Raw genomic sequence first — 23,713 nt, 5'->3', positions numbered from 1 at the left:
ATCGGTAGTGCTTTGGCGTGCCCGATCTGCGCGCATCTACGGACAGGTCTCCGGCGGGAAACCCCCGCCCATAGACAAGCCCTAGACCACTGACCTGGGGCTTCAAAAGAGCGGGTGACGAGAATCGAACTCGCACTCTCAGCTTGGGAAGCGACGGCGCTTGGGGAGGTAGATGACTTCTGACCTGGTCATATGTGCTCCCGCGCGGACGCCGGAGAAGCGGAATTGCACCGCTGTTGACCGTGGTTGACTGCTCAGAAGGGCACGCTATGGGCACGCCGCCGACTCCTGGCGTGCGGGCCTTCCCTTGAGGGCTGATGACTGCCTAAGCGCCGGAGGCGAGCAGCGGCAAGGAATGGCTCCCTTGCATGAGCACACGGAGAAGGGTGCAGCGGCGACCGCCCAGCGCGGGCGCGCGTCCAGGACCGTCCCGCATGCTGTGTGCCGTGATGCCGAAGAGGCGTCGGTTCTTCTTGGTGTGACCGATGCGCTCATCTTCTGGGCGGGCGCGACGGTCGGCGACACGGCCTCCACCAGGCAGAGACCGCCGATCCATGGATAAACCTTCCTCTCCCGCCTCGCTGTGCGCGCTCCTACGGTCGGGGCTGCGGGCGCTCATCGGTCCGCCGTAGCGAAGGAGAGACCCCCATGAAGATGACCGGCAACACGATCCTGATCACCGGCGGCACCTCTGGCATCGGCCTCGGCCTGGCCCTCCGTCTGCACGAGGCCGGCAACAAGGTGATCGTCGCCGGCCGGCGCAAGGAGCTGCTGGACGAGATCACGGCCGAGCACCCGGGCATCGAGGCCCTCGTCCTCGACGTCACGGACCCCGACTCGATCGCCCGGGTCCATGAGACCGTGGCGGCCAGTCACCCCGAGCTGAATGTCCTGGTCAACAACGCCGGCATCATGCTGAAGGAGAACCTCCTCGACCCGGCCTCGCTTCCGGTCGCCGAGGACCACGTCACGGTCAACCTGCTCGGCACGATCCGGGTGACGTACGCGTTCCTGCCGCTGCTCGTGGGTAAGCCCGACGCGGCCGTCGTGAACGTCACCTCCGCGCTGGCCTTCGTACCGTTGCCGATCACCCCGACCTACAACGCGACCAAGGCCGCGCTGCACTCCTTCTCCGAGAGCCTGCGTGTGCAGCTCGCGCAGGCAGGCGCCGGCGTGCAGGTGATCGAGGTGGCCCCGCCCGGCGTGCGCACGACCCTGCTGGGCCAGCAGGACGACGAGAACTCCATGCCGCTGGACGAGTTCCTCGACGAGACCCTCGGGATCCTGCGCGACCAGCCCGACGCGAAGGAACTCGTCGTGGAACGCGCCCGGTTCGTGCGCGACGCGGAGGCCAACGGCTCCTACGACAACGTCCTCGCCTTCCTCAGCGGCGTCTGAGCGACAGGGACAGGAAGATCCGGCATGCGACCCACCCATGAAGACACCGTCGAAATAGCGCGCGTGCTCGCCCTGTGGGGCCACCTCATGGACGACCGCGAACTGGACCGGCTCGGCGAAGTCCTCACCGAAGACGCGGAATGGGACGGCAGCGTCTTCGGCTTCACCCCGGTCGTCGGGCTGGAGGCGATCACTTCCGTCCTCAGCGCCGACGGGCACGCGAGCGCCCATCACACGACGAACATCGTCGTGTCGGAGGGGCCGGGCGACGAAGTCCGCGTCCGTTCCAAGGCGTTGGGCCTCGTCGGCGGCACCGTCGTCAGCGCCGTCTACGCCGACGAGCTGCGCCGCACGGCCGACGGCTGGCGCATCTCCAAGCGGGTCATACAGGTCAAGTGACCGTCAGGGGCACGTGTCCACGGCCTCGGCCTCGTAGTGGCCGCCCTGGCGAAGGCGCCGCACGCGCATCAATTCGGTCCCCACCCCGGGAGATGATCATGAAGAACCCTGTTTCTCGCCGCTCCGCGGTCGCCGCGACTCTCGGTGCGTCCGCCGCGGTCGCACTCGCCACTGCGGGTACCGCTTCCGCCCGTCCGGAATCCGACGACAGGAGACACCGGCCCGAGAGCCAGGTGCAGCACAACAAGCGTGTCGCCGTCGCCTTCCTCGACCTGGCCTTCAACAAGAAGCAACCTCAGGAGGCAGCCGACCGGTACGTGGGCGCGCGGTTCATCCAGCACAACCCGCTGTCGGCCGACGGAACGGGGCCGTTCGTCGCGTACGTGACGTGGCGGACGACCCTGTCCCCGGAGCTGAGGTTCGACTTCAAGCGGGTGTTCGGCGAGCAGGACCTGGTGGCGGTGCACTACAAGAGGACCTACGACTCGGCCGATCGTGGCGCCGCGGTGATGGACATCTTCCGGTTCGAGAACGGCAGGATCGTCGAGCACTGGGACGTCATCCAGGACATCCCGGAGACGTCCGCGAACGACAACACCATGTTCTGAACCCGGCCGACATCTACTGGGCGGGGGAGACCAGCGCCCTCGCGAAGTCGAGCTGCTCCTTGTGGAAGGCCGCGCCGACGTAGTGGTGGTCGATGTTGTGGCCACTGCCCAGGACGCGCCGGGCAGTCACCGAGGGCGCGGCCGTGAAGGCGTTCCCGAAGGCGGCGACCGATGCGTCGCTGCTGTGCCAGAACCCTTCGTGCTCGGCCAGCCCGTAGTGGACGGGTACCTCGATCTTCGCGGCGATCCCCGCGAAATCCGTGCCCCACTGGCCCGCCACCTCCACCAGCTCCGCTACGGGAACGGGCGACTCGGTGTGCTTCGCGATGTCGAGCACACCCGGGTCGTACGTGTCCTCTGGTCCGTACATGAACCGCAGGAGGTGCTCACGGCTGAATTCCATCGAGCTGCCCGGCGGCGCTGACTTCAGCGCTTCGTTCGACCGCTGCGATTCGTGGTGGATTCCGGTGACGGAGATGCCGAGGAGCGGCCAGGCGCGATCGCCGGCTGCCAGGTGCAGCGCGATCGCACCGCCTACCGAGTGCCCTACGAGGACGATCCCGGGGGCGTTCGGGAGGTGCCGGCGCCAGAGGTCGGTGATGGCCTCCTGGAGTGCTTGAGCATTCCGGCGGAATGAGATCTCCCCCTTCAGCGCGGTGCTGCCGCCATAGCCCGGACGGTCGAGCGACACCACTGGAAAGCCCTCGCGCCGCGCGGCGTCCATCAGCGAATACCCGGGCACGTCGAAGTACGAGGCGTTGTAGCCGCCTCCGGGAAGGCAGACCAGCAACGGCATCCCGGGACGGCCTGCTTCCTCTATGCCGGTGATCCAGGTGTCCCCGAGGTTGAGCGCAATGCGGTTCGCAGTCATGAGAGATCCGCCTTCAGGAACTTCCGCAGCAGCTCGCTGTACTCCTCCGGGCGAGTCCGGTGGACCAGGTGCCCGGCGCCCTCGATCGTCGCCAGCCGGCCGTCAGGGAGGAGGCGAGCAGCCTCGGCCAGCCCCTCCTGGGGGGTGTAGCTGGTCGACCCGCCGCCGATGATGAGCGTCGGAGCGGTGATCTTGCGAAGGTCGTTCCACCAGGCCGGATCGGGGTGGTGGATCTGGTGCACCAGTGAGGTGGCCGCGGAGAAATCGAAAGGTGCCGCCCCCGGTACTTCCTCGGAGCCCTCAGGGAAGTCCACGTCGATGGGAGCGGTGTCTTCCCAGACCATCCGCTCGATCCGCTCAGGCCATTTCTCCGCGAAGACGCACCCGACCCGCGCGCCCATCGAGTGGCCGATCAGCGTGAACCGTTCCAGGGAGAGCGCGTCGGTGAAGGCTTCGAGATCGCCGCATCCCAGCTCGAAGGAGTACGCACCGGGCCAGGCGCTTTCGCCATGGCCGCGCTGGGTGAGGGCCAGGACTCGGTAGTCCTCGGCGAGGAAACCCGCTATCTCGTCCCAGTCGCGGGCGTCGTACATGAGGCCATGCAGCAGAACGACGGGCGGCGCATCCGGATCACCCGCCTCGCGATAGTGAAAAGGCAGGTGCGAAAGCTCGATGCTGTGATCGCTGAAAACGGTCATCGGCTCTTCCGTCCGTTCGGGAGGTGCTGGCGGATACCGGCGTCGACCGGTCGACCGTATGAGCGTCTTCGCGCGGGTGGGAGAGACGGTTCATCCATGGATCGGCGCTCCCTGCCTGCGATCTTTGGCATTCCGGAGGTCACGCCGGGCGGGGTGCTCAGCCATGGATCGGCGGTCTCTGGATAGCCCGGCGGCAAGCGGTGAGGATGGTGGGCATGGACAAGAAGGAACTGGCGGAATTCCTGCGCCACCGGCGTGAGGCGCTGCGCCCGCGTGACGTCGGCCTGGTCGAGGGGTCGCGCAGGCGTACCCGGGGGCTGCGCCGCGAGGAGGTCGCCCAGCTCGCCGGCATGTCCACCGACTACTACGCCCGCCTGGAACAGCAGCGGGCCCCGCAGCCCTCCGTCCAGATCACCACCGCCCTGGCCCGGGCACTGCGGCTGACCCTGGACGAGCGCGACCACCTCTTCGTGCTCATCGGCCACAACGCCCCGGCCCGTTTCCACCGCTCCGAGCACGTCAGCCCGACCCTGATGCGGGTCCTGGACCGCCTGGACGACTCCCCGGCCCTCGTACTGACCGACATGGCCGACACCCTCGCGATGAACCCGCTGGCCATCGCCCTGCTCGGCGACCAGACCCACCACACCGGCCTGGCCCGCAGCGCCTACTACCGCTGGTTCATGGACCCCGCCGAGCGCCTGGTGTATCCCGAGGAGGACCACGAACGCCACGGCCGCGCCCAGGCAGCGCGCCTACGGGTCGCACTGACCGCCGGCAGCGACATCCCCCGGGCCACCCGGATCCTGGCCGAACTCCAGGAACACAGCCCCGAGTTCGTCCGCCTGTGGGAACTCCAGGAGGTTGCCCAGCGCTACGACGAGGGCAAGACCATCCTCCATCCCGAGCTCGGCCGCATCGACGTCGACGGCCAGGTCCTGTTCACCGAGAACCGCGCCCAGACCCTGGTGGTGCTGACCACCCGCCCGGGCACGGAAAGCCACAGCAAGCTGGAACTGCTCTCGGTCATAGGGCACCAGCAGCTCACCCCCTGATGAGACTTAGGTCCATCTGCCGAGACTGCCTCGGACCGGCGCCGGATCCCGGCCCACTTCCACGTCGTTGGCCTCGGCGATCAGCCCCACTCACACGTGCCGCTCCGGGCCGGACGCCGTAGGCCACCGCCCGATGCACCCCTGTGAACCGGTTGGCACACCACCGGCGCCATGGATGCACCCGAGGAGAGCGCGATGTCCAGGAGCGGATACACGTACGTCTGCAGGTTCGACGCGCTGGAGGAGGGCGTCCCGCGGCGCTTCGAGGTGGAGGGCGTGCCCGTCTCGCTCGTCCTGACCGAGCGGGAGGTCTTCGCGATCCACGACGTGTGCTCGCACAGCGCCGTCTCGCTCTCCGAGGGGGAGGTGGACGGCTTCACCGTCGAGTGCTGGCTGCACTCCTCCCGCTTCGACCTGCGCACCGGCCATCCGCTCGACCGTCCAGCTACCCGCCCCGTGCCCGTGTATCCGGTGCGAATCGAGGACGGCGACGTGCACGTCCAAGTGACAGGAACACTGTGAGGGACGCACCGACCGACGCCGCCGAGCGGGCCGACGCCGCCCGCAACCGTGCCCGGCTGCTGGAGGCGGCGGCCCGGCTGGTGGCCGAGCGCGGGGCCGAACACGTGACGATGCAGGAGGTCGCGGAGGCCGCCGGCGTCGGCAAGGGCACGCTCTTCCGCCGGTTCGGCGACCGCGACGGTCTCCTGCTCGCCCTCCTGGGCGAAGCCGAGGCCGAATTCCACCAGGCGTACACCGAAGGTCCCCCGCCGCTGGGCCCGGGCGCACCACCGAGGGACCGGCTGGAGGCGTTCGGCCGCGCGCTGATCGAGCGCGTCGCCGCCGATGAGGACCTGGGCGCCGCGCTCGGACGCCAGGTGCTCCACGACCGCCGCCACGCCTCCGACACCGGCCGCGCCTTCCACCAGCACATCTCAACTCTCCTACGTGAGGCGGGAGTTGACGGTGACCACGACATGCTCGCCCACGCCCTGCTCGCCTTCGCGACCTTCGAGACGACGGACTACCTGCACGTCGAATGCGAGGTCCCCGTGGCACGCCTCCAGGCCACCTGGGTGGACCTGGTGCGGCGGATGATCCGCGCCGACGGCGTGTGAGTGAACCCCGGACAGCGCCCGGAACAAAGGGCCAGAACCGTCACAGGCCGTACATGGTCCGGAAGAACTGATCGATCTCCCGGCGGCCGGGGGCGGGTTGGGCGAGGGTCTCGGAACCAGGGGCGCGCAGCCCGTCCAGGAGTACGCCGACATAGCGGTCGGTCAGATCAGCCGTCGGGCCGTCGCCCCCCGGATCCTCCGCGTCGGCCAGGCGTGGCGGGATCGAGTTGAGCATCAGTACGACGTCGTAGGCGGTCACGTCGTCACGCATGGCTCCGGAGCGCTGGGTCCGGGCCACCAGGTCTTCCAGAGCGGTCAGGAGCTGTGTGCGGATGGCGGCCAGCTCGGGGCCCGGTTCCTTGGCGCGCCCACGGGACACGGGGAAGAGCTGGCTGCTGCGCAGGCGCACCATGTGACGTACCGCCCGGGTGAACGCGATCCACGTGGCCGGTTCCTCGGCCAGGGCGCGCCGCACCTCGGTCACGCTCTCCTGCATCACCTTGATCGCGATGCGCTCCACCAGGGCGGTCTTGTTCGGGAAGTGCCGGTAGATGGTGCCCAGACCCAGCCCGGAACGCCGTGCGACCTCCGCGATCGACGCCTGGTAGCCGAGGTCGGCGAAGACATCCTGGGCGACCAGGAGGATCTGCTCGACGTTCTGGCGGGCGTCGGCGCGCAGCGGACGGTCGGCAGGGGGTTCGGCAGGGGGTGTGGACGGGCTCATGTGACTGCCGATGTTAGCCTCCGAGCTAACCGGAAATTGAATTTCCGGTTAGCTGTACGACCCTGAGGAGGCCCCCACCATGACCGTTTCCGCAGATCCCTTCGCTGACTTCCCCACCGACTTCTCCGCTGGTTTCCGCGGCGCCGTGCTGCGGCCTGGCGACGACCGGTACGGCGCGGCCCGCGCGCTGTATCAGGGCCGCGCCGCCGACGAGGGCCCGGCGCTGATCGCGCAGTGCGCCGACGAGGACGACGTCGCGGTCGTCCTGCGGTACGCCTCCGTGCACGGCATCCCGGTGGCCGTGCGCGGCGGCGGGCACGGCTCGGACGGGTACGCGATGCCCGGCGGCGCGCTGGTCGTCGACCTCTCGGCGATGAAGACAATCGACGTCGACCCCGAGACGCGGGTCGTGCGGGCCCAACCAGGTGTCCTGCTCGGTGAGTTGGATGCCGCCGCGCAGGAACATGGGCTCGCCGTGCCCGCCGGAACGGTCAGCAGCACCGGCGTCGCCGGACTGACACTGGGCGGCGGCATCGGCCATCTGATGCGCCGCTTCGGCGCGACCGTCGACAGCCTGCTCGCCTGCGAGATGGTCACCGTCGACGGCCGTAAGGTCCGCGCCGACGAGGCCGAGAACCCCGAGCTGTTCTGGGCGCTCCGTGGCGGAGGCGGCAACTTCGGGGTCGTCACCGCCTTCGAGTACCGCGCACATCCGCTCGGCCCCGACGTCGTCGCCGGACAGCTGATCTTCCCCTTCGACCAGGCCGCCGACGTGCTGGCCAAGCTCCCCGCCCACATGGCCACCGCACCGCGCGAACTGGGCCTGCTGGCCGCGATCGCTCCCGCCCCCGCCCTGCCGATGCTGCCGCCGGAGGCACACGGCAGGCCGGTGCTGGTCCTCCTCCCCGTCTTCACTGGGGACCCCGCGACCGCCGACGAGATCATCGAGCCGCTCGCCGCACTCGGCCGGCCGGTCGCCAACCTGGTCACGAAGACGCCGTGGCTGCGGGCCAACAGCATGCTCGACGCCGTGGCGCCGTACGGAAAGCGCATGAACCTGCGCGGTGGCTACCTGTCAGCCCTGTCCGCCGACGCCATCGACACCCTGCTTCGCCATGCGGCCACCGCGCCGTCGAACCCCGGCGCCGCCACGGTCATCAACCTTTGGTGCATGGGCGGCGCGATCTCCGAAGACGTCGCCGAGGACGCCACCGCCTTCTCCCGTGCGGGAGCTGCCTGGCTGTGGGAGGCCGTGAACATGTGGGACGCCGCCGAGTACGACCCGCAGTACGAAGAGTCGGCGAAGCACATCACCGAGGCGATGCGGCCCCACTCACTCGCCGCCGGCTACACCAACCTCACCGACGACCTGGGCAAGGTATGGCGCCGCGGAGTCCACGGCAGCGAGGCCAAGTACCGGCGGCTCCAGGCGGTCAAGACCACCTGGGACCCCGACAACCTCCTCCGCTTCAACAAGAACATCACCCCGACCACCTGACGGCGTCAGCGACCCGACACGGCGACCTCCAGGAAGGACCCTCGATGACCACGTCGGACCCGGACGTGGTCATCGCCGGAGCCGGTCCCACCGACACGGCGCGATGTCGACTGCAGGATCGTGGAAGGGGAGAACACGGGAAGTTCTTGGTCCTTCGCGTCACCGATTCCGCGGCCTGCTCCGCGCCCGCGCCACGGACCCGATCCGCCGGCGGACAGTCGCCCTAGACTGACGGGAACCACGCCGGGCCCAACTGCCCCTTTGCGGAGGGCACGCCAGCCCCGCATTGAACGGGACAACAAACAACCCCCAGGCCGCTGACCTAGGGGCGATTTCTGGAGCGGGTGACGAGAATCGAACTCGCACTCTCAGCTTGGGAAGCGACGGCGCTTGGGGAGGGTATGCCTTCTGAGCTGGGACTACGTGTTCTTAGCTGGCGTCCGGGAGTGCGCGGTCGCACCGCCGTTGACCGTGGTTCTCCGGTCTTAAGGGCACGCTATGGGCACGGCGCTGTGATGGATGAGCCGAATGCGGGCGGGGGGTCCCCTCAAGGCTTGGGATGGCTCGGCCGACAGGCAGCCTGGGCAGGGGCATCGCGACTGCACACGTTTCATCCCGAGTCTTCCGAAGATGCCTGCCTCACCCGTTCTGCTGGGCTCAGGCTCACCTCCATCGTCACGTCCTCGTGGTTGTCGTTGATTCTGAGTGCAAGCGCCTGGATGGAGGTCTGGTCGAACCGGAACGGAGGCGGCCAGTCCAGCAGGGGATGAGTTGGGGGCCATATCTGTAGAACGGAGCCGCGGAAGTCTTCAAGGGGGGCGAGATGCCCGTCGAAGAAGGGAATGAGGACCTGAAACGCGACCTTGACGACTGAGAACGTGACGCATAGGCCGAGCAGTTCGTCTTTCCTATCCTCCCCAGGCATGTAGATCGGGCGGGTCACCATGGCCAGGGGGTTCGGGGCGTGGTAGGCGGCGATCCAGACCCGCATGCCGTGATGCGGCGCGCGGTGGATCTCCAAACCCTGACCGGCCCCGTGCGGAACGATGTTGCTGCTCACAGCGTCCATAAGGACGCCCATTTTGGCGGCCCACAGGGCGAGCCGACCTTGGGTGTGCTCGTCGAGTGACCTCACCTGGTTGAACATCGGGATGAGGATGTCCTTGACGTCGTTCTCAAGAGCCGACATCCACGTGTTGTTGCAGTGCTGGCAGACCGGTGTCGTCGGCCAGCTGATACGTCGCCGCTGCGGGTCCGTGCTCCGAATGCCGTGTCGCTTCATCTCGCGCACGAGCCACTTGGGATAGATGTCCTCGTCTGTGGACTGCCCATGTGGGTCGAAGCAGAAAGTGCAACAGCCGGGTGGAGCAGGCAACCAGTTCTCGGGTGCGCGGTCACCGAAGATCGATTCGATACTCATCACGGCCAAGGTTTCAGCGAGTTGGGCTCTGCCGGCACGGAGGAGCCCAACAGCGGTTGCGAGGCAGGATCTGTGCGCCGCGCCCAGGATGTACAGGTCCTGGTCGACCGGCGGAGGCAGCGGGTCCGCGAAGGCGCGGCCCACGTCGACGCGGGTCCCAATCAACCAACTGCCCGAGCGTGTACCGCCTATCTCGACCCAGGAGTGCCGGGCCCGCTTGACCAACTCCCCGCATCCGCCAAGGCAGTCGAGCCTGCGCCAGTCCGGCCTCCACGATCTGTACTCAGTCGCCATGTCTCAGGATGACACTCGCCGCGTTGCCGTGCTTCGAGATATGCGGCTGGGGCCGGTGCCTACGTCGGCCTGTCGAGAGTGTTGTCGCTTGTGCAGCGGCTGTGGAAACGGATCTAGGTAGTTCTCACTGGTAGCCGCCGTTTCCCAGGCTCATGTGCTCTGTCATCCGTACCGATTCCGCCGTTCAGGTCGTGCTTTCCAGTCAACTATCAGGAAACCGTGATGGGTTACTGGAGACCATCGACGCTTGAAGTCTCTTACGAGAGACCATCTGTCCGTCACCAACGCGGGTAGCACCAGCTCGGTATCTATCTCGGGGGTCTTCCACATGCTTGACGCAGCAGCCATAGCCATCTCCACCGGCGCCGCTGGCAACGTTTTCGCCTACCTGCTCCAAGGACGGATCGACGCCCTACGAACCCGGATCTCTACGATCTTCCAGCGCGGGACCGCGCAGGAAGAATCGAATGCGTTGCGTGTGCTTGAAGAGCACGCTGAAGCCCTGGCACAGCGGCGGACTACTGAGGCCCAGGTCACTGCTCAGTGGAGCAGCATGCTGACTGCCTTCCTCACCGCACACCCCGAAGCTCAAGCGGACATTGAGGAACTGCGCTCGTCCGCGCCTTCCGGTACGAAGACGGTCCACATCGGATCGCAGCACAACCACGGGCGCGGCACTTTCATCGGCGGCGACAACCACGGCACTATCCGTGTCGATGGGCAGGAGGAACGGTGACGGACGCTGATCCGGAGCCGCAGCAGTACATCACCGAGCAGCACAACCACGGAGACGGTGCCTTTGTCGGTGGTGACAACCACGGCGAGATTCACATCGAGGCGGTCGACGCGAAGACCAAAGCGCTGCTCAGGAAGATTTCAAAAGACTCCCCTGCCCTAGTCCAGCTGCTGGAAGAGGCTCTGGACGATGGGCTGATCTCCCCCGAAGTCGCGAGCTTGCTCGCCCTGGCGGCACGCAGCATCAACGAAGACGTCGCGCACACTCTCTGGCAGGCTTCGCGGCGCATCAACGAGGATGTCGCTGGGTTGCTCACGCGTGCTAGTTACAGCATCAACGAGGACGTCGCAGGCCAGATGTCCCACGCCGCAGAGACGCTCGACAAGGCATTGAAGCAACTCGACCTCGACGAGTTCAACAGGATCGTCCGTCGCCTTGAGGGCGCCGTCAGCTCGCCAAGTCGCGACGACCTCAGCGGTTTGGTCGTGCGACTTGAAGGCAGTCTGAGTTCTCTGGACCAACTGGTCAGAGACGTAGAAAGATTGCAGGGCAGGGACAAGCCTCTTGGCCGGATCGAGGGGATAGGGACCGTGCTGAGTGGCGTGGCTCAGCGGATCGAGGCCACGGTGACCCCACCTCCACCGAGGATCCTTCCCGATCACCGGGCGCGAGCCATCGCGTTCTTCTGGGGCCTCGGAATCGGCGCAGCCGTCATTCTCTACCTGGTCAACCGCTGAACTGTTCGGTCGACCTTCTGGACAACGCTCAACAGCACGCCGCCACCACGATCACCCGCCCCACACGCAAAGCCAGTTCAGATGGCACCCGATCGTGAGGCAGACCCGGTGTCGCCCGGCTGGCTGCGTGGCTGTGTCGAACTCTAGGTATGCGGGTTGTCCCCTCGGAGTGTCAGTGGTGCCCGGTAGGTTCTGCTGGGGCAGGACACCACGAACGGGGAGATATCTCGATCATGTACGACGCCGAATTAATGGCCGTGGCCACTGGTGCGGCCGGTACGCTCGTCGCGGCCATAGCCACGTCGGGCGCTGAGCAGATGCGCCTAAGGGTCGCGCACTTCTTCCGCCGTGCGACTCCGGATCAGCAGAGAGCGGCTACCCAGGCAGTGGATGACACCGCTGTGCAGCTCACCTCGCCCACTCCAGAGACTCAGGCGCTCGCAGAGACCGCCTGGGCGCAGCTCATCGCTCGATACCTTGCCGAGCACCGCGACGCCCTGAGCGAGGTGGACGCGCTCGCGGTGCCCACTCCGTCGGCGCCGAAGGTCTGGCACCAGCACAACACCGGCACAGGAACGTTCATCGGTGGTGACGTCCACGGTGGCATGACCTTCAACTATGGCGGGACGTCAGATGGCGGACGCTGAGCACCGGGAACAGCACAACCATGGCTCCGGCACGTTTGTGGGCGGCGACGTCCACGGTGGCGTCTGGCAGGTCATTCTTTCGCCCTACAGGAAGAGGACGTCCGGCAATCCGGCGCCGAGGAAGCGACAGCCCGAGCAAAATGACGAGGATGGGGATGACTACGAGGACCGCCTGGAGTCTCTGCTCGGGTCTGCATGGATTGCTAGTTCGGCCTGTCTGGCCGTCGTCTATGCGGTCATGGGCTGGCCGTGGACCGACCATGAGCCGACTCCGGGTATTGCTGCACGCATCGGCGTAGGACTAGTCGCCTTCTACGTTTGCTTGGCCGCGGTGGCTGCCTTCTTCGCCCGTCTCGCTCAGGTATTTGAGCTCTGGTCGGAGCAATGTGCGATCACGGCTACACAGAGCCGAGGTCGGTTGGTTGCCCGGCCCCCTGCGTCCATGTCCAGGGCGATGGCTGCATCAACGGCAGCAGCAGCTCTTGGAGCCGAACTGCTGGCATCTCTGTTCGGCTGGTCGTCGTTCGGGGGCGAGGTAGCGCAACGCGCACATCTAGCCCGGCTCAACGCAGCTACCAATGCAAAGTCGGCTCGCGTCGCTACGAAGAGGCGCAAGGCATAGTCACGGGCTGGCGGGGCTCACCGTAGGAAGGCGATGCCCGGCGTAGGGTGCGGGCGCCGCTGCCAATCTCCCAGACGCCGTGGTGTGTTCAAGCACGCGCCGTTACAGCCCGCATAGCTGCTGGAGGAACTTCGCTGCGTCGAACTCGGCCCGCTCTGCCAGTACAAGGATGTCTGCGCTCCCCACCTCCAACCTCGTGATCTCGGGCATGGCCTCAGGCCGGTCCCAGTTGCTCGGCGTATCGATGCGCCGAGCCGGTCGATGTCGAGTCACAGCACGGGTATCTGACGGTCGCTCAGCGATGTCAGTGGCGTGTCGTACAGTCCACCCACAGGGCGACTGCCGGTTCTCGTCGGCAGCTCCGTCCGAAATTCCGTACCGCATCGTTGCGTACATCTGTACTTTCTTTGGTGAGCGCGCGTACTTGTCAGAGTGAGGCGAGACACAGTGCAAGAACCCATACCTGTCACCGTCTACCAGTCCAGCTTTGCCGCCTGCACGCGAACGTTGGATCCTGGGCTACTCAAGGCACTGCGTATCAGTGAATCTGCCCTGCTCTTGATGGAGGCTTTCGTCTCACTGTGCAAGGTGCTGACCAATGACAGTGACCTGCGGCCGTGGCAGGAACGGGTTGAAGGCTGTTTTTCAGAAATTACGGAAGAGCGGCTGAAGGAAATGGTCCAAGCCTTCGTTGATGAATGCGAAGGTGAGCAGTTTCAACGCTGGGTGGAGCGGTTTAAGAACCAGAGCTACAGTAGCTTCGCTGAGCGCCTTCTGGGCGCGGCAGCCTATAAGCGCTTCATTGATTCCCTGAAGCAAGATGGGGCTGTGGTCGCGCTGGCTGTTCGGCGGGGGGTGCGCGCACTCACTCCTTTCGTTGTGGCATGGAATGACGCCGTCAAGATTTCTTCACTAAGCCAGCTCAAGGATGTCCAGCCAGCCAATATCATTGCGGTGAATGCCGTTGAAATGCTGGTTTCGCTCGATGACTTCCTCGGGGAGAAGGTCCTCGCCGTTCTTCCCATGGACGTGACGAGTGCGAAGGAATCTGATCTTGCAACGCTGGCGCCAGAAGGCATAGACGACCTCGTGGCCAGCTTTCGCTCCATGGTGGCGGAAGCTTCGGTCAAGCGTGTGGAGCGCAGGAATTCTCCGCTTGTAAGGAAAATTCGAGGCGCGCGGGACGCTCTTCGATTCTCGGAGGACGGCGTTTCCCAGGCCGCCAACTCTCTCATCGAGTTGCTTGATCGCATCATGCGAGAAAGCTTCAAGCCTGCAGAGGTTCTGGCCTGGGTGGATGCCAACCTTCCGGATGGGATGGATCTGACGCACGAAGTGCAAGCACAAAGGCGCCCAACCAAGCGTGCGGAAGCCCTGTGCTTTGTTTATGGCGGCGACCCCATCGCGCCACGCGAGGTGAGCGAGAATGACACTGGTCAAGGTCCCGACTTTGTCCACGACGTGATCGCTATTTCATTGGTTTCCATTCGGAATCAGTTGCAGAAGATGAAGCACGCTGATCACGGGGCACCTGAGGAGAAGAGTCAGCTCTTGAGCATCCTCGCGGCGCTTGAAGGGGCTCTTATGTTGGGCCTCACTATTGGCAGTCTGTCAGCTGAACCGGAACTTTCCGAGGAACTTCCTGCGGCGTAGCTGCTTTGAAGGGGGATGGGGCCTTCAAATCGACGGACAGGGTGTAGAGCCACTCGTTGGGATTGCGAGAGGGACTCACAACCCGGTAACAGGCTGTCCTGTGAGCGCCTGCGCGACTTGCCATAGCTGACCGCCGCGGGACGCCTTCACCAGAACGACGTCGCCGGGGCGGATGATGGAGTTCAAATAAGCGGCGGCTGTGGCGTTGTCACCGACCATTGCGATGTCCGGGACGCCGGCCGCGCCTGCCGCGAGGGCGAGTTGCTTGGCGAGAGCGTCGCCGACCGCGACGATGAGATCGACACCGTTCTCGGCCGCCATGCGCCCGACCTCGCGGTGGGCTTCGACGGCTTCGTCGCCCAGCTCCAGCATCTCTCCGAGTACGGCGATCCTGCGGCCGCCTGCGGCCTCGGTCGTGTCGCCGTCTGCCTCGCTCATCAAGACTCTCCGTTGTGAATGAGGGGCGCGAAAGTGATCGCGCGGTCGGTATAGGAAGCGGATACGCGGCTGAGGGGGACTCGATCGTGTGTCTGGCCCCAGGCCGACGGGTCTCGGAACTCGATCGTCGGGTCGGAGCCGTCCTGGTAGCCACGAAGGATGACGAGGTGGCCGCCTGCCCGGCCGTCGTCGGGGAACTGCTCGGTCACGGAGACGATGAGTGGGGCGCCGTCGAGCCGCCTCGTCAGGTCTTCGACCGGGACTGGTTCGGCGATCGAGGGGACCCCCAGGTCGGTTGCCAGGCTCGCGATCCCAGCGTGGAGCGCCCCACGCGGGGTCAGAACCTCGTTCTTGACCGCGAGTTTCAGTAGCTCCGTGACCGTGGGTGCCTCGCGCCCGTAGGCGAGCAGGATCATCCTCAGCGACGCCAGGCCGCACGCGCGGTTTGACCATTCCACTCTGTCCCCGAGTGCCCAGCCTCCGTGCAGATCCCATTCCGTGGGGTCGATGAGCTGTCGGCACATGGGGACATCGTGGACGCGCGACACAGCGGGCGGGCTCCTACGGTGAGACGGCAGCCTCCCGGGTCAGCGTGGTGCTGGAGAACGCGGGAGTGGGCAGGGGGACATCGTAGGGCGGTCGGGTCAACGCCTCGTGCAGCATGGCCACTACGACGTCCGTGTACGTGAGTCCGACCATCGCGGCGCCCACCACGAAGTTGCTGTCGCGGGACATGCCCGGCGTGCTGTTGACCTCCAGCACGTACGGCTCGTCGTCCTCGGCGAGGATGAAGTCGACGCGCGCCGAACCACGCAACCCGAGTCCGTCCCACAACGTCGTGGCGCACTCGGTGACCTTGGCCAGCACCTCCGGCGACAACTCGGCGGCCCGCACGGCCACGGCACCCCTGGAGTCCACGTCGAGCTTGGTGTCGGCGTCGTAGAACTCCGCCTCGGTCGCCTCGGTGGCCAGTGGTGGGAACACCACGACCGCGCCTTCAGGGAGTTCGAGGAGCCCGACGGTCAGCGGTACGCCGGTCAGGTAGTCCTCGACCAGTACGGCATCGCCTTCTTCGCCGGCAGCGTCTGCCAACGCACCTGGAAGGTCTGCCTGTTCGCGCACCAGGCTCATGCCCACGCTGGAGCCGCCGAACGGCGGTTTGACCATCGCCGCCCGACCGTTCCAGTGCATCGGGCCGCCGGACCACACCCACCACCCGGGGGTGGGGACGCCGAGGCTCAGCATCACCCGCTTGCAGAGGATCTTGTCGGCGGCGACCGCGGACGCTGCGACTCCGCTGCCGCAGTACGGCACGCGCAGGTAGTCGAGCAGGCCCTGGAGCCTCCCGTCCTCCCCGTACGGCCCGTGCAGGTTCGAGAGGGCGATGTCGTAGCCGGCCAACTCCGTGATGAAGTCCGGCTCGCACGGGTTCAGCACTTTCCAGCGGGCGCCGATGTCGTCGAGGGCCTTGGACAGGGCGGTCACGGAGCGCTGGTCCACAGGGCACTTCGAGTGGTAAAGCCGGTCCTCGGCTGACACCGGCCCGTAGACGAGGGCGACACCGAGCTCCTCGCGGTCGCGCTGCCAGTCGCGAAGGTTCTGGGCGGCCTCGCGCACCGCGAGGTCCGAGCTGGAGGTGAGGAACTGAGTCATGCGAGGACCCCTTCGAAGGTGTGGGTGACCGGACCGCCGACCCAGTGAGTCCGCTTCGGCCGGTCGGGATGCGGCCGGACCGTGAGCGGCTCTCCGGCGCGGTTGTGGACGGTGACGGCGTGCGGCGACACGAGTCCGCGCAGGGTGGCGATGACGACGGCCGCGACGGCTCCGCTCCCGCACGAGAGGGTTTCCGCCTCGACGCCGCGCTCGTAGGTGCGGATCTTCAACATCTGGCGGCCGGCGGCCTGTACGAAGTTGACGTTCGTCCCCAGCGGGGCCAGGTCCGGGTGGTGACGGACGAGGCGTCCGACGAGTACCGCGTCGATACCGTCGACGTCGTCCACGATGGCGACGACGTGTTCGGTGCCGGTGTGGGCGCTGTCGAACCAGGTCGGCTTGCCGTTGATGACGCTCTGCACGCGGCGGGGATGGACCGCGCCGACCTCGGCGGTGACCCACACGGAGTCGTCGCTCACGATTGCCTCGTGCATCACCCCGGCCATGCGCAGACTCATCTCGCGGAAGCCGTGGTCGTGGTGTGCGGCCCAGGCGGTACATCGCAGCGCGTTGCCGCACATCGTCGCGATCGAGCCATCCGCGTTGAAGCAGCCGACTTCGAAGACCAGCGGGCTAAGGCTGATCAGGCTGCTGACGACAAGGCCGTCCGCGCCTACGCCGGTTCGCCTGGCGCAGAGGCGCTCGGCCTCCTTTGGCCAGTCCTTCTCGCTGTCCGGAGCGGGGTCGGACAACAGGACGAAGTCGTTCCCCGCTCCGTGGATCTTGCGGAAGCGCATGGCAAAGCTCCTCGCTGGCGTGAGGTGACAGTTCTCGTGATGGCTGAATGGGGCTTCGAGTCAGAGGAGTTCGACGGGCCGATACGTCGTCGCCGACTCCTTCATGACCCACGGGCAGTGCCCGTCGAAGATCAGAACCCGGCGCCCCGCGGTGCCGGCGGACCTCATGTCGCGGACCTGCACGTACATCCCGTCGAGGAACACGAAATCGCCTACGTGGACATCGCCTGGCTGCCTGTAACCGGGGACGGTGCCGAGGGGAGCAGGCACAGGGGCCGGTTCGGTGGTGCGGCGCTCGTACATTCAGCCCCTCCAGACGGCCAGGAGGATCGAGCCGCCGAGTGCCAAGAGGCTTGCCACGTAGGCAAGTTGCTGGTTGCGGGGGCTCATGCGGCGCCGACCAGATGACCGCGCAGGCGCTCGCGGACCGACGTAATGCCGATATCGGCCACGGGCACCCAGGCAGCTGTGCCGGTTTCGATCATCGTGGGGAGGACAGCTCCCGAGTGGGCCCGGAAGAGATACCTGAAGCCGACCCTGATGCGGGGGCCGTACTCGGGCCTGGCCTTGGACACGTCGAGGAGGAAAGGGCCCTCGCTACCGGGCTCCGTCCACACGTCGCGGATGCCGACCTCTTCGGCCAGGAGTCGCAAGGCCGCGCCGCTGAGCGAATCGTCCTGGGGCTCAGGCTGGGCCTCGGCGAGAGCGAAGCCACCTCCGTGCCGCAGGGACAGCACACGCTGGTGCTCGTCCACAACGACCGCTCCGGTCATCACCAGGGGACAACGCATGTCGTGGAGGCAGGCTCCGCGCTGTGCGTGATCACGTGCAGCGTCGTACACGGGCATGAGCAACATCGTCTCGGCGGGGTGCGCGTGGATGTAGTGGGACAACTCCCGGACAATCTGGTCCTCTCGGATACTCACGGTGCACCGAGCCCGTGGCGCTGTGTGTAGATCCACAGGAGCCTTCGCGTGACGTCGGCGGCATCCCGGAGGTAGATGAAGGCGCCGAACGACGGTGTCTCCGCGGTCGGCCGGTTCTGCAGGTCGAGGAGCCGGTACCCCGTGCGGAACAACTCCCGTACGTCCTCGTCCTCGTCGGCCCCCAGATCCTCACCCAGCAGAAGGTTGAGGTGCCCGACGATCTCCGGCAGGGCGGTGTCCATGTCCTTGCGGGTGGAGGTGGCCATCTGCATGGAGAGGGCCGTCTCGGTGCTTTCCGAAATCGTCTCGACGTCGACGGGGAGAACTTCCGTTCCCGCGCTGTCGGTTGCTCTCGATGCCTTGCCGCTACTTGCCACAGTGATCACCGTCTCGCCCCTTCAATGCGCGTTTCCGGCCGTGCCAGTAACGCTAGGAAGGGCGATGGGAAGGGCTCTACGAGTGTGCCAGAACTTGCCCGGCATTCACCCCAGGGATTCGATGGCCGCTGTGATGATTTCGCGCGCCGCCGAGCCGTAGACGGCAAGTTCGGCCAGTTCCGTGAACGTCTGGGCATACATGGCAAGTTCGTGCTTCTGCGTGACGGCGAGATGGGCCGAGACGAGTTCGACGTGAACCGTGTGGTCGTCGTACAGGAAGAACCCCTCGACAGGCCAGAGACCGGAACGGTCTGCGTCCTCGGGAATGATCCCGATGCTCACCGAAGGCAGCGCCATAACGCTGAGCAGATAGCCGAGTTGGCCGGCCATCACCTCCGTCCCGCCTATGCGCTTTCGGAGTGCTCCCTCTTCCAGAAGGATCGCGAACGTGTGATTGCCGTACACGATCTGCTGCTTCTCCACGCGCACCCTGACGGCCGCCGGCACGTCATCAATGAGGCCGCGGCGGTCGCGAATTGATGTGAGCAGTGCAGTGATGTATGAGGCCGTCTGCACCGGGCCGGGAATGAGCCACGGGGAGTAGATGCGGAAGCGCTGGGTGCGTTCCCACAGGGGGAGGACGGACTCCTGCGCCTGTTTCAGGCCGGTGCGCTCCATCCGGCGCCACTCGACGTACATGCCCTCGATGCCGCGGGCTGTCGAGATGAGATCCTCTGCCACGCTCTCCGCACCGCAAGCGGTGGCCCACGCACGCAGGTCGCGCTCCGAGGGCGGACGTGTGCCGCTCTCGAAGCGCGAACACTTCGACTCGTGCCAGCCGAGGCTGCTGGCCAACGCGCGTTTCGTGAGCCCGGCTTCGAGCCGGATTTCGCTCAGGCGTTTCCCCAGAGCCCTGCGGGCTTCCTGAACGCTCGAAGATGGCGATGTCATGTCGTTGCGACGGTGCTGTTCGGGCTGTCAGACCGGCTGGAACTCTGCGTGCGGTGTTGCCCGCGCCCACACGGCCTCGAAGGCCGACTCGCAGAGCTTCGCGACCGCTGGGTCGTCGGTGAGTTCCACCTCCATATTCTCGCCTTCGCCGTCGAAGTGGTTGACGAGGACGAGGCTGGAGTCGAAGAGCCAGAAGTCGTTGCCCGGGAGCGCGAGGTCCGTGGCGCTTCGTCGGGAGAGCCAGCGGACGTCTTCGCCGGCGGCGATGTTGAGTCCGTCTGTCACGTCGTACTCGAAGCGGATGTACTCGCTGACGGGAGTCGAGACGACGCGGGCGCGGCGGACCTCGACGCTTCGCGAGGTCGCCTCCGTGACGATGGCGTGCCAGTCGCCCCAGCGCTCGGCCGGGTCGAGTGCGATGCCGGACTTCCAGTCGATGAAGGCCGGGTCCGACTTCATGTATGCGTCGCGCATCTCCAGATGGACGGCCGTCCGCTGGCAGTCGCGGAACAGTTCCTCAAACGTCGGGGTCCTCGTCAACCTTCTTCACCTCCAGGAAGAACTGCACCATGCGCCGGGGGATCTCCACCACCGACTCATGGCCTGGGATGTCCATCTGCCCGAGGCGCTCGATGTCCTCCACCTTCAGCCCCTGCACGAGGTAGCTGTCCTTCTCCTCGTCGAGGTAGATGGTGGGGGAGCCGCCACTGGGACTCTCCGGGTCCTTACCGAGCTTGCGTAGGGCCATGATGTCCTCCTCGGATGCCGGTAACGATCTCTGTGCCAGAGCTTGCCCGTGGGTGCGTCGTGGAGCTAGGAACTTGCCGAAACTTGCCAGATGGGCATGGGAGTTGACCTTACGTGGCTGAGGTCGGGGCGACGAGAAGTGGGCGCGACGCGGCCCTCGGGATGGCCGGATTCGATTGCTGTAGGCCCCAATTCACCAGTTCGCCGGAGGCAGACACGGAAGATCCCGAAGGGACTGGTGTTCCGCGACGGAGCATGTCAACGTACAACACCCTGCTCGGAGAGCCTTTCCGAGCCCATGGCCATGGAGGCGCCCCTGCTCCCGTACCATCCCGGCGAACCATCCCCTCCCGACTCGCCAGATCCCGTCTACTGGGTCACCCCGCGCCACTTGGCCGGTGACGACGGCATGCTCGCCGAGCGGATTGGCGACACCCTGGCCGACCTCGGCTGGCGCATGTGGCCCACTGCTCGCGACACCCTGCTCTACGTGAGTCCGGACGGGCTGCGCGGTGCGGAGTGGCTCCTCGCGGCCTATCCGTTCAAGCTGGGCGGGCTGTCCATAGCTTGGCAGTTGAGTGTCCGTCAGCATGCCGACGCCGCGATGGCGGAGTGGAACGCGTACTTCACCACCGGCGTTCCGTACGAGGTGCTCGCCGATCTCCTCATGGCGATCGATGCCCGTGAGGCGCCCGACCTCGCCTTCGAGGGAGCTGAGGTGGTGATCGACGCGATCAGCGCCCAGGGCTGGGTCCGCGACGTGGATCGCCCTCGTACGACTGCTATCGATCCCGGACTCACCTCCAGCGTCTCCCTCGAACCAGTGCCCCCGTTCATCCAGGACGCCGACCCACGCCCTGATCTGTTCGGTTGGCAGGCGTGGGCAGAGCCCGTTCTTGGCGTCCCGTACCTGTGGTGCGCCAGCTTCAGCGCCAGCGTCCCGCATGACCTGGTCGCTGTTTTCGCCTCCTCGCTCGCCTCGCCGGTCCCGGTGCCCCGCCGGGTGTTGCCCAAGAGCGCCGAGGGTCGGCTGACCATCCGTCGCCGCTGACGCGCCAAGTCCTGGGGGGCTGTCTGCCTCATCGGTGCCCCTCTGCCTGTCCTAAAGCGCGTTGCAGAAGGCTGTGATCTGGGCATTTCCCTTGTATGCGTGGGGTGTTGAGGACTGAGCCGCTGTGGGTGGAGACGTTCACGGGGCTGCGGATGAGGCAGTTCGAGCGCTTGCTGAAGGTGGTGCGGGAGCGGGGTGGCGATGGGCCGCGGATCGGACGGCCGTGGTGGCTGCCGCTTGCCGACCGGGTGCTGGTGGTAGCGGTCTACTACCGCAGGAACCTCACCATGCGGCAGCTCGCGCCGCTGTTCGGGGTCTCGCCGGCGACGGTGTGCAGGGTCATCCAGCGGCTGGGCCCCTCCTCGCGATCGCGCCGGTCTCGCGTCCGGCCGATGCCACGGACCGGTTGTGGATCGTCGACGGCACGCTGGTCCCGGTCCGCGACCGCACGGTCGGCGCCTCCAGTCGCAACTACCGGTTCTCCGCGAACGTGCAGGTCATCATCGACGCCAACACCCGCCTGGTCGTTGCCACTGCCCGTCCGGAGCGAAAGACGCCGTCGGTCGGTCGTACCACGGTTATCGCGGACGGCGGTTGTCGGGGCACCGGCCTGGTCATCCCGCACCGCCGCGAACGCGGACGGGCTGAACTCCTGGCCTGGAAGGAGGAGCACAACGCCTCCCATCGCAAGGTCCGCGCCCGCGTCGAGCATGCGTTCGCCCGTGTGAAGACCTGGAAAATCCTGCGCGACTGCCGTCTCAAGGGCGACGGCGTCCACCACGCCATGCTCGGCATCGCCCGCCTGCACAACCTCGCGCTCGCCGGATGACCAAGCGATCAGCCAGGTCAGCAAACATGCGTGATGTGACGCCGACCGGCGGGCTGCCATATCACCCTGTTTCCACTGCCCGAGACAGGTCCAAACGTCTGCCTGAGGCCCAGCAACTCGTCTTGGTTCGGTGACCCGCGTCACACCCAGGTCCTGTCAGGAATCGGAGCGCTGTCTCGTTCGAAGGGCACGCGAACGAGACAGGAGCAACGCCATGAAGTACCGCATTGCCGTACTCGGTGCCGGATATGCTGGGGCCTTCGCCGCCGGGAACCTGGCCCGTCGGCTTTCCCCCTCGGATGTCGAGATCACCGTCGTCAACGCTGTGCCCGACTTCGTCGAGCGGATGCGGCTCCATCAGCTTGCGATCGGCCGGAACCTCGCGTTGCGCAAGCTCGCCGACGTGTTCGAGGGCACCGGGGTGCGGCTGCGCCTGGCGCGCGTCATGGGCGTCGACCCTGGGCGCAGGACCGTCGTGGTGACCGGTGAGGACGGCGATGGCGAGCTCGCGTACGACACGCTTCTCTACGCGCTGGGCAGCTCCGTGGCCGACCACGGCGTCCCCGGCGTGGCCGAGTACGCCTTCGATGTGACCGGCCTGTCCTCGGCGCTGCGTCTGCGTGAGCGCTTGGCTGGCCTGGGTGAGGGCGCCGCCGTGCTGGTCGTCGGTGAGGGGCTGACCGGCATCGAGACCGCCACCGAGTTCGCCGAGTCCCGGCCCGACCTCTCGGTCGCGCTAGCCGCCCGCGGCGAGCTGGGCGCCTGGCTCTCGCCAAAGGCCCGCCGTCACCTGCGCCAAGCCTTCGACCGGCTCGGCATCACCGTCCACGAGCACACCGGCATCGAAATGGTCGAGCCGACCCGGGCGATCGCCGCCGACGGTACGTCCGTCCCGGCCGATGTGACTGTGTGGTCGGCCGGGTTCGCCGTGCACCCCATCGCGGCCGTCAGCGGCCTGGAGGTCGCTGACACCGGCCAGATCGTGGTCGACCGCACGATGCGCTCGGTCTCCCACCCGGACGTCTACGCCGCCGGTGACTGCGCGTACGCGATCGGCGAGAACGGCCGGCCGCTGCCGATGTCGTGCGCCTCGGCCGGCTCCACCAACATGCAGGCGACCGCCGCGATCATCGCGCGCTTGACGGCCCGTGACGTGCCGACCATCGGCCTGAAGTACTACGGCAACCACATCAGCCTCGGGCGGCAGGACGCAATCTTCCAGATGGTCGACAGGGACGGCAGGTCGAAGCCCTGGTACCTGGGCGGCAAGGCCGCCGCGCGGCTCAAGTCGGGCGTGCTCAAGGGGGCCGGGTGGGGTATCGATCACCCGACCTTCGGCATGCCGAAGCGCAAGCGCCGCCTGGCCACCGTGCCTGACCGGGCCGGTGTGAGGGCCGCTGCATAGGCTGCTTCGCATGGACAGCGCAGCCATCGACCGGTTCGAGGCCAGCCGGGGCCGGCTGGCC

General features: G+C 66.6%; 27 protein-coding genes and 1 pseudogene. 14 read left to right on the top strand and 14 right to left on the bottom strand.

Annotation, left to right across the window (positions count from 1 at the left end; translation table 11 throughout):
- Positions 1-648: 648 nt before the first annotated feature.
- The 3 genes from ACWIHT_RS32390 to ACWIHT_RS32380 all read left to right on the top strand — a co-directional run bounded on the left by ACWIHT_RS32390 (position 649) and on the right by ACWIHT_RS32380 (position 2,405).
- Positions 649-1,398 (top strand): SDR family oxidoreductase, encoded by a 750-nt coding sequence (locus tag ACWIHT_RS32390; RefSeq protein WP_456171839.1) that lies wholly within the window; start codon positions 649-651, stop codon positions 1,396-1,398.
- A gap of 24 nt (positions 1,399-1,422) precedes the next feature.
- The gene (locus tag ACWIHT_RS32385; protein WP_456171838.1) at positions 1,423-1,797 is read left to right on the top strand and encodes a nuclear transport factor 2 family protein; all 375 of its coding nucleotides are present in this window, start codon (positions 1,423-1,425) and stop codon (positions 1,795-1,797) included.
- A gap of 98 nt (positions 1,798-1,895) precedes the next feature.
- A complete protein-coding gene (locus ACWIHT_RS32380) occupies positions 1,896-2,405 on the top strand; it encodes a nuclear transport factor 2 family protein (protein WP_456171837.1) in 510 nt (169 codons plus the stop codon).
- Positions 2,406-2,418: 13 nt separating this feature from the next.
- Here ACWIHT_RS32380 and ACWIHT_RS32375 read toward each other — a convergent pair whose 3' ends face one another.
- Positions 2,419-3,276, bottom strand: a complete 858-nt coding sequence (locus tag ACWIHT_RS32375) for an alpha/beta hydrolase (protein WP_456171836.1) — start codon at positions 3,274-3,276, stop codon at positions 2,419-2,421.
- Complete coding sequence (locus tag ACWIHT_RS32370; protein ID WP_456171834.1) at positions 3,273-3,974, bottom strand: alpha/beta fold hydrolase; 702 nt, start codon at positions 3,972-3,974, stop codon at positions 3,273-3,275. The genes ACWIHT_RS32375 and ACWIHT_RS32370 overlap by 4 nt, the downstream gene beginning before the upstream one ends.
- A 215-nt stretch (positions 3,975-4,189) precedes the next feature.
- On the opposite strand from ACWIHT_RS32370, the gene ACWIHT_RS32365 reads away from it, so the two are divergent.
- The 3 genes from ACWIHT_RS32365 (at position 4,190) to ACWIHT_RS32355 (ending at position 6,147) form a co-directional block, all read left to right on the top strand.
- Positions 4,190-5,029, top strand: coding sequence for a helix-turn-helix transcriptional regulator (locus ACWIHT_RS32365; RefSeq protein WP_456171833.1), 840 nt, complete (start codon positions 4,190-4,192; stop codon positions 5,027-5,029).
- Positions 5,030-5,224: 195 nt separating this feature from the next.
- Entirely contained in the window at positions 5,225-5,551 is a 327-nt protein-coding gene (locus ACWIHT_RS32360; RefSeq protein ID WP_456171832.1) for a non-heme iron oxygenase ferredoxin subunit, read from the top strand.
- The gene (locus ACWIHT_RS32355) at positions 5,548-6,147 is read left to right on the top strand and encodes a TetR/AcrR family transcriptional regulator (protein ID WP_456171831.1); all 600 of its coding nucleotides are present in this window, start codon (positions 5,548-5,550) and stop codon (positions 6,145-6,147) included. The genes ACWIHT_RS32360 and ACWIHT_RS32355 overlap by 4 nt, the downstream gene beginning before the upstream one ends.
- Before the next feature lie 40 nt (positions 6,148-6,187).
- Here the strand turns inward: ACWIHT_RS32355 and ACWIHT_RS32350 are convergent, their stop codons facing one another.
- The gene (locus tag ACWIHT_RS32350) at positions 6,188-6,871 is read right to left on the bottom strand and encodes a TetR/AcrR family transcriptional regulator (protein ID WP_456171830.1); all 684 of its coding nucleotides are present in this window, start codon (positions 6,869-6,871) and stop codon (positions 6,188-6,190) included.
- A gap of 79 nt (positions 6,872-6,950) precedes the next feature.
- Between ACWIHT_RS32350 and ACWIHT_RS32345 the strand changes: the two genes are divergently transcribed.
- Positions 6,951-8,369 carry an FAD-binding oxidoreductase gene (locus tag ACWIHT_RS32345; RefSeq protein WP_456171829.1) on the top strand — a complete coding sequence of 473 codons (1,419 nt, stop codon included), beginning with the start codon at positions 6,951-6,953 and terminating at the stop codon, positions 8,367-8,369.
- Positions 8,370-8,979: 610 nt separating this feature from the next.
- Here the strand turns inward: ACWIHT_RS32345 and ACWIHT_RS32340 are convergent.
- Complete coding sequence (locus ACWIHT_RS32340) at positions 8,980-10,083, bottom strand: hypothetical protein (protein WP_456171828.1); 1,104 nt, start codon at positions 10,081-10,083, stop codon at positions 8,980-8,982.
- Between the two features lie 328 nt (positions 10,084-10,411).
- On the opposite strand from ACWIHT_RS32340, the gene ACWIHT_RS32335 reads away from it, so the two are divergent.
- The 4 genes from ACWIHT_RS32335 (at position 10,412) to ACWIHT_RS32320 (ending at position 14,478) form a co-directional block, all read left to right on the top strand.
- Complete coding sequence (locus ACWIHT_RS32335; RefSeq protein WP_456171826.1) at positions 10,412-10,819, top strand: hypothetical protein; 408 nt, start codon at positions 10,412-10,414, stop codon at positions 10,817-10,819.
- Positions 10,816-11,556, top strand: a complete 741-nt coding sequence (locus tag ACWIHT_RS32330) for a hypothetical protein (RefSeq protein ID WP_456171825.1) — start codon at positions 10,816-10,818, stop codon at positions 11,554-11,556. Before ACWIHT_RS32335 ends, ACWIHT_RS32330 begins: the two co-directional genes overlap by 4 nt.
- A gap of 233 nt (positions 11,557-11,789) precedes the next feature.
- The gene (locus ACWIHT_RS32325) at positions 11,790-12,203 is read left to right on the top strand and encodes a hypothetical protein (protein WP_456171824.1); all 414 of its coding nucleotides are present in this window, start codon (positions 11,790-11,792) and stop codon (positions 12,201-12,203) included.
- Between the two features lie 1,069 nt (positions 12,204-13,272).
- Positions 13,273-14,478 (top strand): hypothetical protein, encoded by a 1,206-nt coding sequence (locus ACWIHT_RS32320; protein ID WP_456171822.1) that lies wholly within the window; start codon positions 13,273-13,275, stop codon positions 14,476-14,478.
- Positions 14,479-14,553: 75 nt separating this feature from the next.
- On the opposite strand, the gene ACWIHT_RS32315 is transcribed toward ACWIHT_RS32320, so the two are convergent.
- From ACWIHT_RS32315 to ACWIHT_RS32270, 10 genes are all read right to left on the bottom strand, one after another.
- Entirely contained in the window at positions 14,554-14,916 is a 363-nt protein-coding gene (locus tag ACWIHT_RS32315) for a glutamate ligase domain-containing protein (RefSeq protein WP_456171821.1), read from the bottom strand.
- Entirely contained in the window at positions 14,916-15,440 is a 525-nt protein-coding gene (locus tag ACWIHT_RS32310) for a C39 family peptidase (protein ID WP_456171820.1), read from the bottom strand. Before ACWIHT_RS32310 ends, ACWIHT_RS32315 begins: the two co-directional genes overlap by 1 nt.
- Positions 15,441-15,477: 37 nt before the next feature.
- Positions 15,478-16,569: a D-alanine--D-alanine ligase family protein gene (locus tag ACWIHT_RS32305; RefSeq protein WP_456171819.1), complete on the bottom strand. Its 1,092-nt coding sequence runs from the start codon at positions 16,567-16,569 to the stop codon at positions 15,478-15,480.
- Positions 16,566-17,366, bottom strand: coding sequence for a diaminopimelate epimerase (gene dapF, locus ACWIHT_RS32300; RefSeq protein ID WP_456171818.1), 801 nt, complete (start codon positions 17,364-17,366; stop codon positions 16,566-16,568). Before dapF ends, ACWIHT_RS32305 begins: the two co-directional genes overlap by 4 nt.
- A 60-nt stretch (positions 17,367-17,426) precedes the next feature.
- Positions 17,427-17,669, bottom strand: a complete 243-nt coding sequence (locus tag ACWIHT_RS32295; protein ID WP_456171816.1) for a hypothetical protein — start codon at positions 17,667-17,669, stop codon at positions 17,427-17,429.
- A gap of 83 nt (positions 17,670-17,752) precedes the next feature.
- Positions 17,753-18,292: an NUDIX domain-containing protein gene (locus tag ACWIHT_RS32290; protein WP_456171815.1), complete on the bottom strand. Its 540-nt coding sequence runs from the start codon at positions 18,290-18,292 to the stop codon at positions 17,753-17,755.
- Positions 18,289-18,678, bottom strand: coding sequence for a hypothetical protein (locus ACWIHT_RS32285; protein ID WP_200682047.1), 390 nt, complete (start codon positions 18,676-18,678; stop codon positions 18,289-18,291). The genes ACWIHT_RS32290 and ACWIHT_RS32285 overlap by 4 nt, the downstream gene beginning before the upstream one ends.
- 96 nt (positions 18,679-18,774) lie before the next feature.
- Entirely contained in the window at positions 18,775-19,620 is an 846-nt protein-coding gene (locus ACWIHT_RS32280; protein ID WP_456171814.1) for a helix-turn-helix domain-containing protein, read from the bottom strand.
- 27 nt (positions 19,621-19,647) lie between these two features.
- Positions 19,648-20,160, bottom strand: coding sequence for a DUF6879 family protein (locus ACWIHT_RS32275; RefSeq protein WP_456171813.1), 513 nt, complete (start codon positions 20,158-20,160; stop codon positions 19,648-19,650).
- The gene (locus tag ACWIHT_RS32270) at positions 20,138-20,368 is read right to left on the bottom strand and encodes a hypothetical protein (RefSeq protein ID WP_067022411.1); all 231 of its coding nucleotides are present in this window, start codon (positions 20,366-20,368) and stop codon (positions 20,138-20,140) included. The genes ACWIHT_RS32275 and ACWIHT_RS32270 overlap by 23 nt, the downstream gene beginning before the upstream one ends.
- 303 nt (positions 20,369-20,671) lie before the next feature.
- Between ACWIHT_RS32270 and ACWIHT_RS32265 the strand changes: the two genes are divergently transcribed.
- From ACWIHT_RS32265 to ACWIHT_RS32255, 3 genes and pseudogenes are all read left to right on the top strand, one after another.
- Entirely contained in the window at positions 20,672-21,418 is a 747-nt protein-coding gene (locus tag ACWIHT_RS32265) for a DUF317 domain-containing protein (RefSeq protein WP_456172069.1), read from the top strand.
- Positions 21,419-21,513: 95 nt separating this feature from the next.
- A pseudogene (locus ACWIHT_RS32260) lies at positions 21,514-22,247 on the top strand (transposase family protein).
- Between the two features lie 214 nt (positions 22,248-22,461).
- Entirely contained in the window at positions 22,462-23,652 is a 1,191-nt protein-coding gene (locus ACWIHT_RS32255; protein WP_456171812.1) for an NAD(P)/FAD-dependent oxidoreductase, read from the top strand.
- Positions 23,653-23,713 lie beyond the last annotated feature (61 nt).

Source organism: Streptomyces sp. NPDC002276, from assembly GCF_053891435.1.
This window is presented reverse-complemented; position numbering and strand designations above follow the sequence as displayed.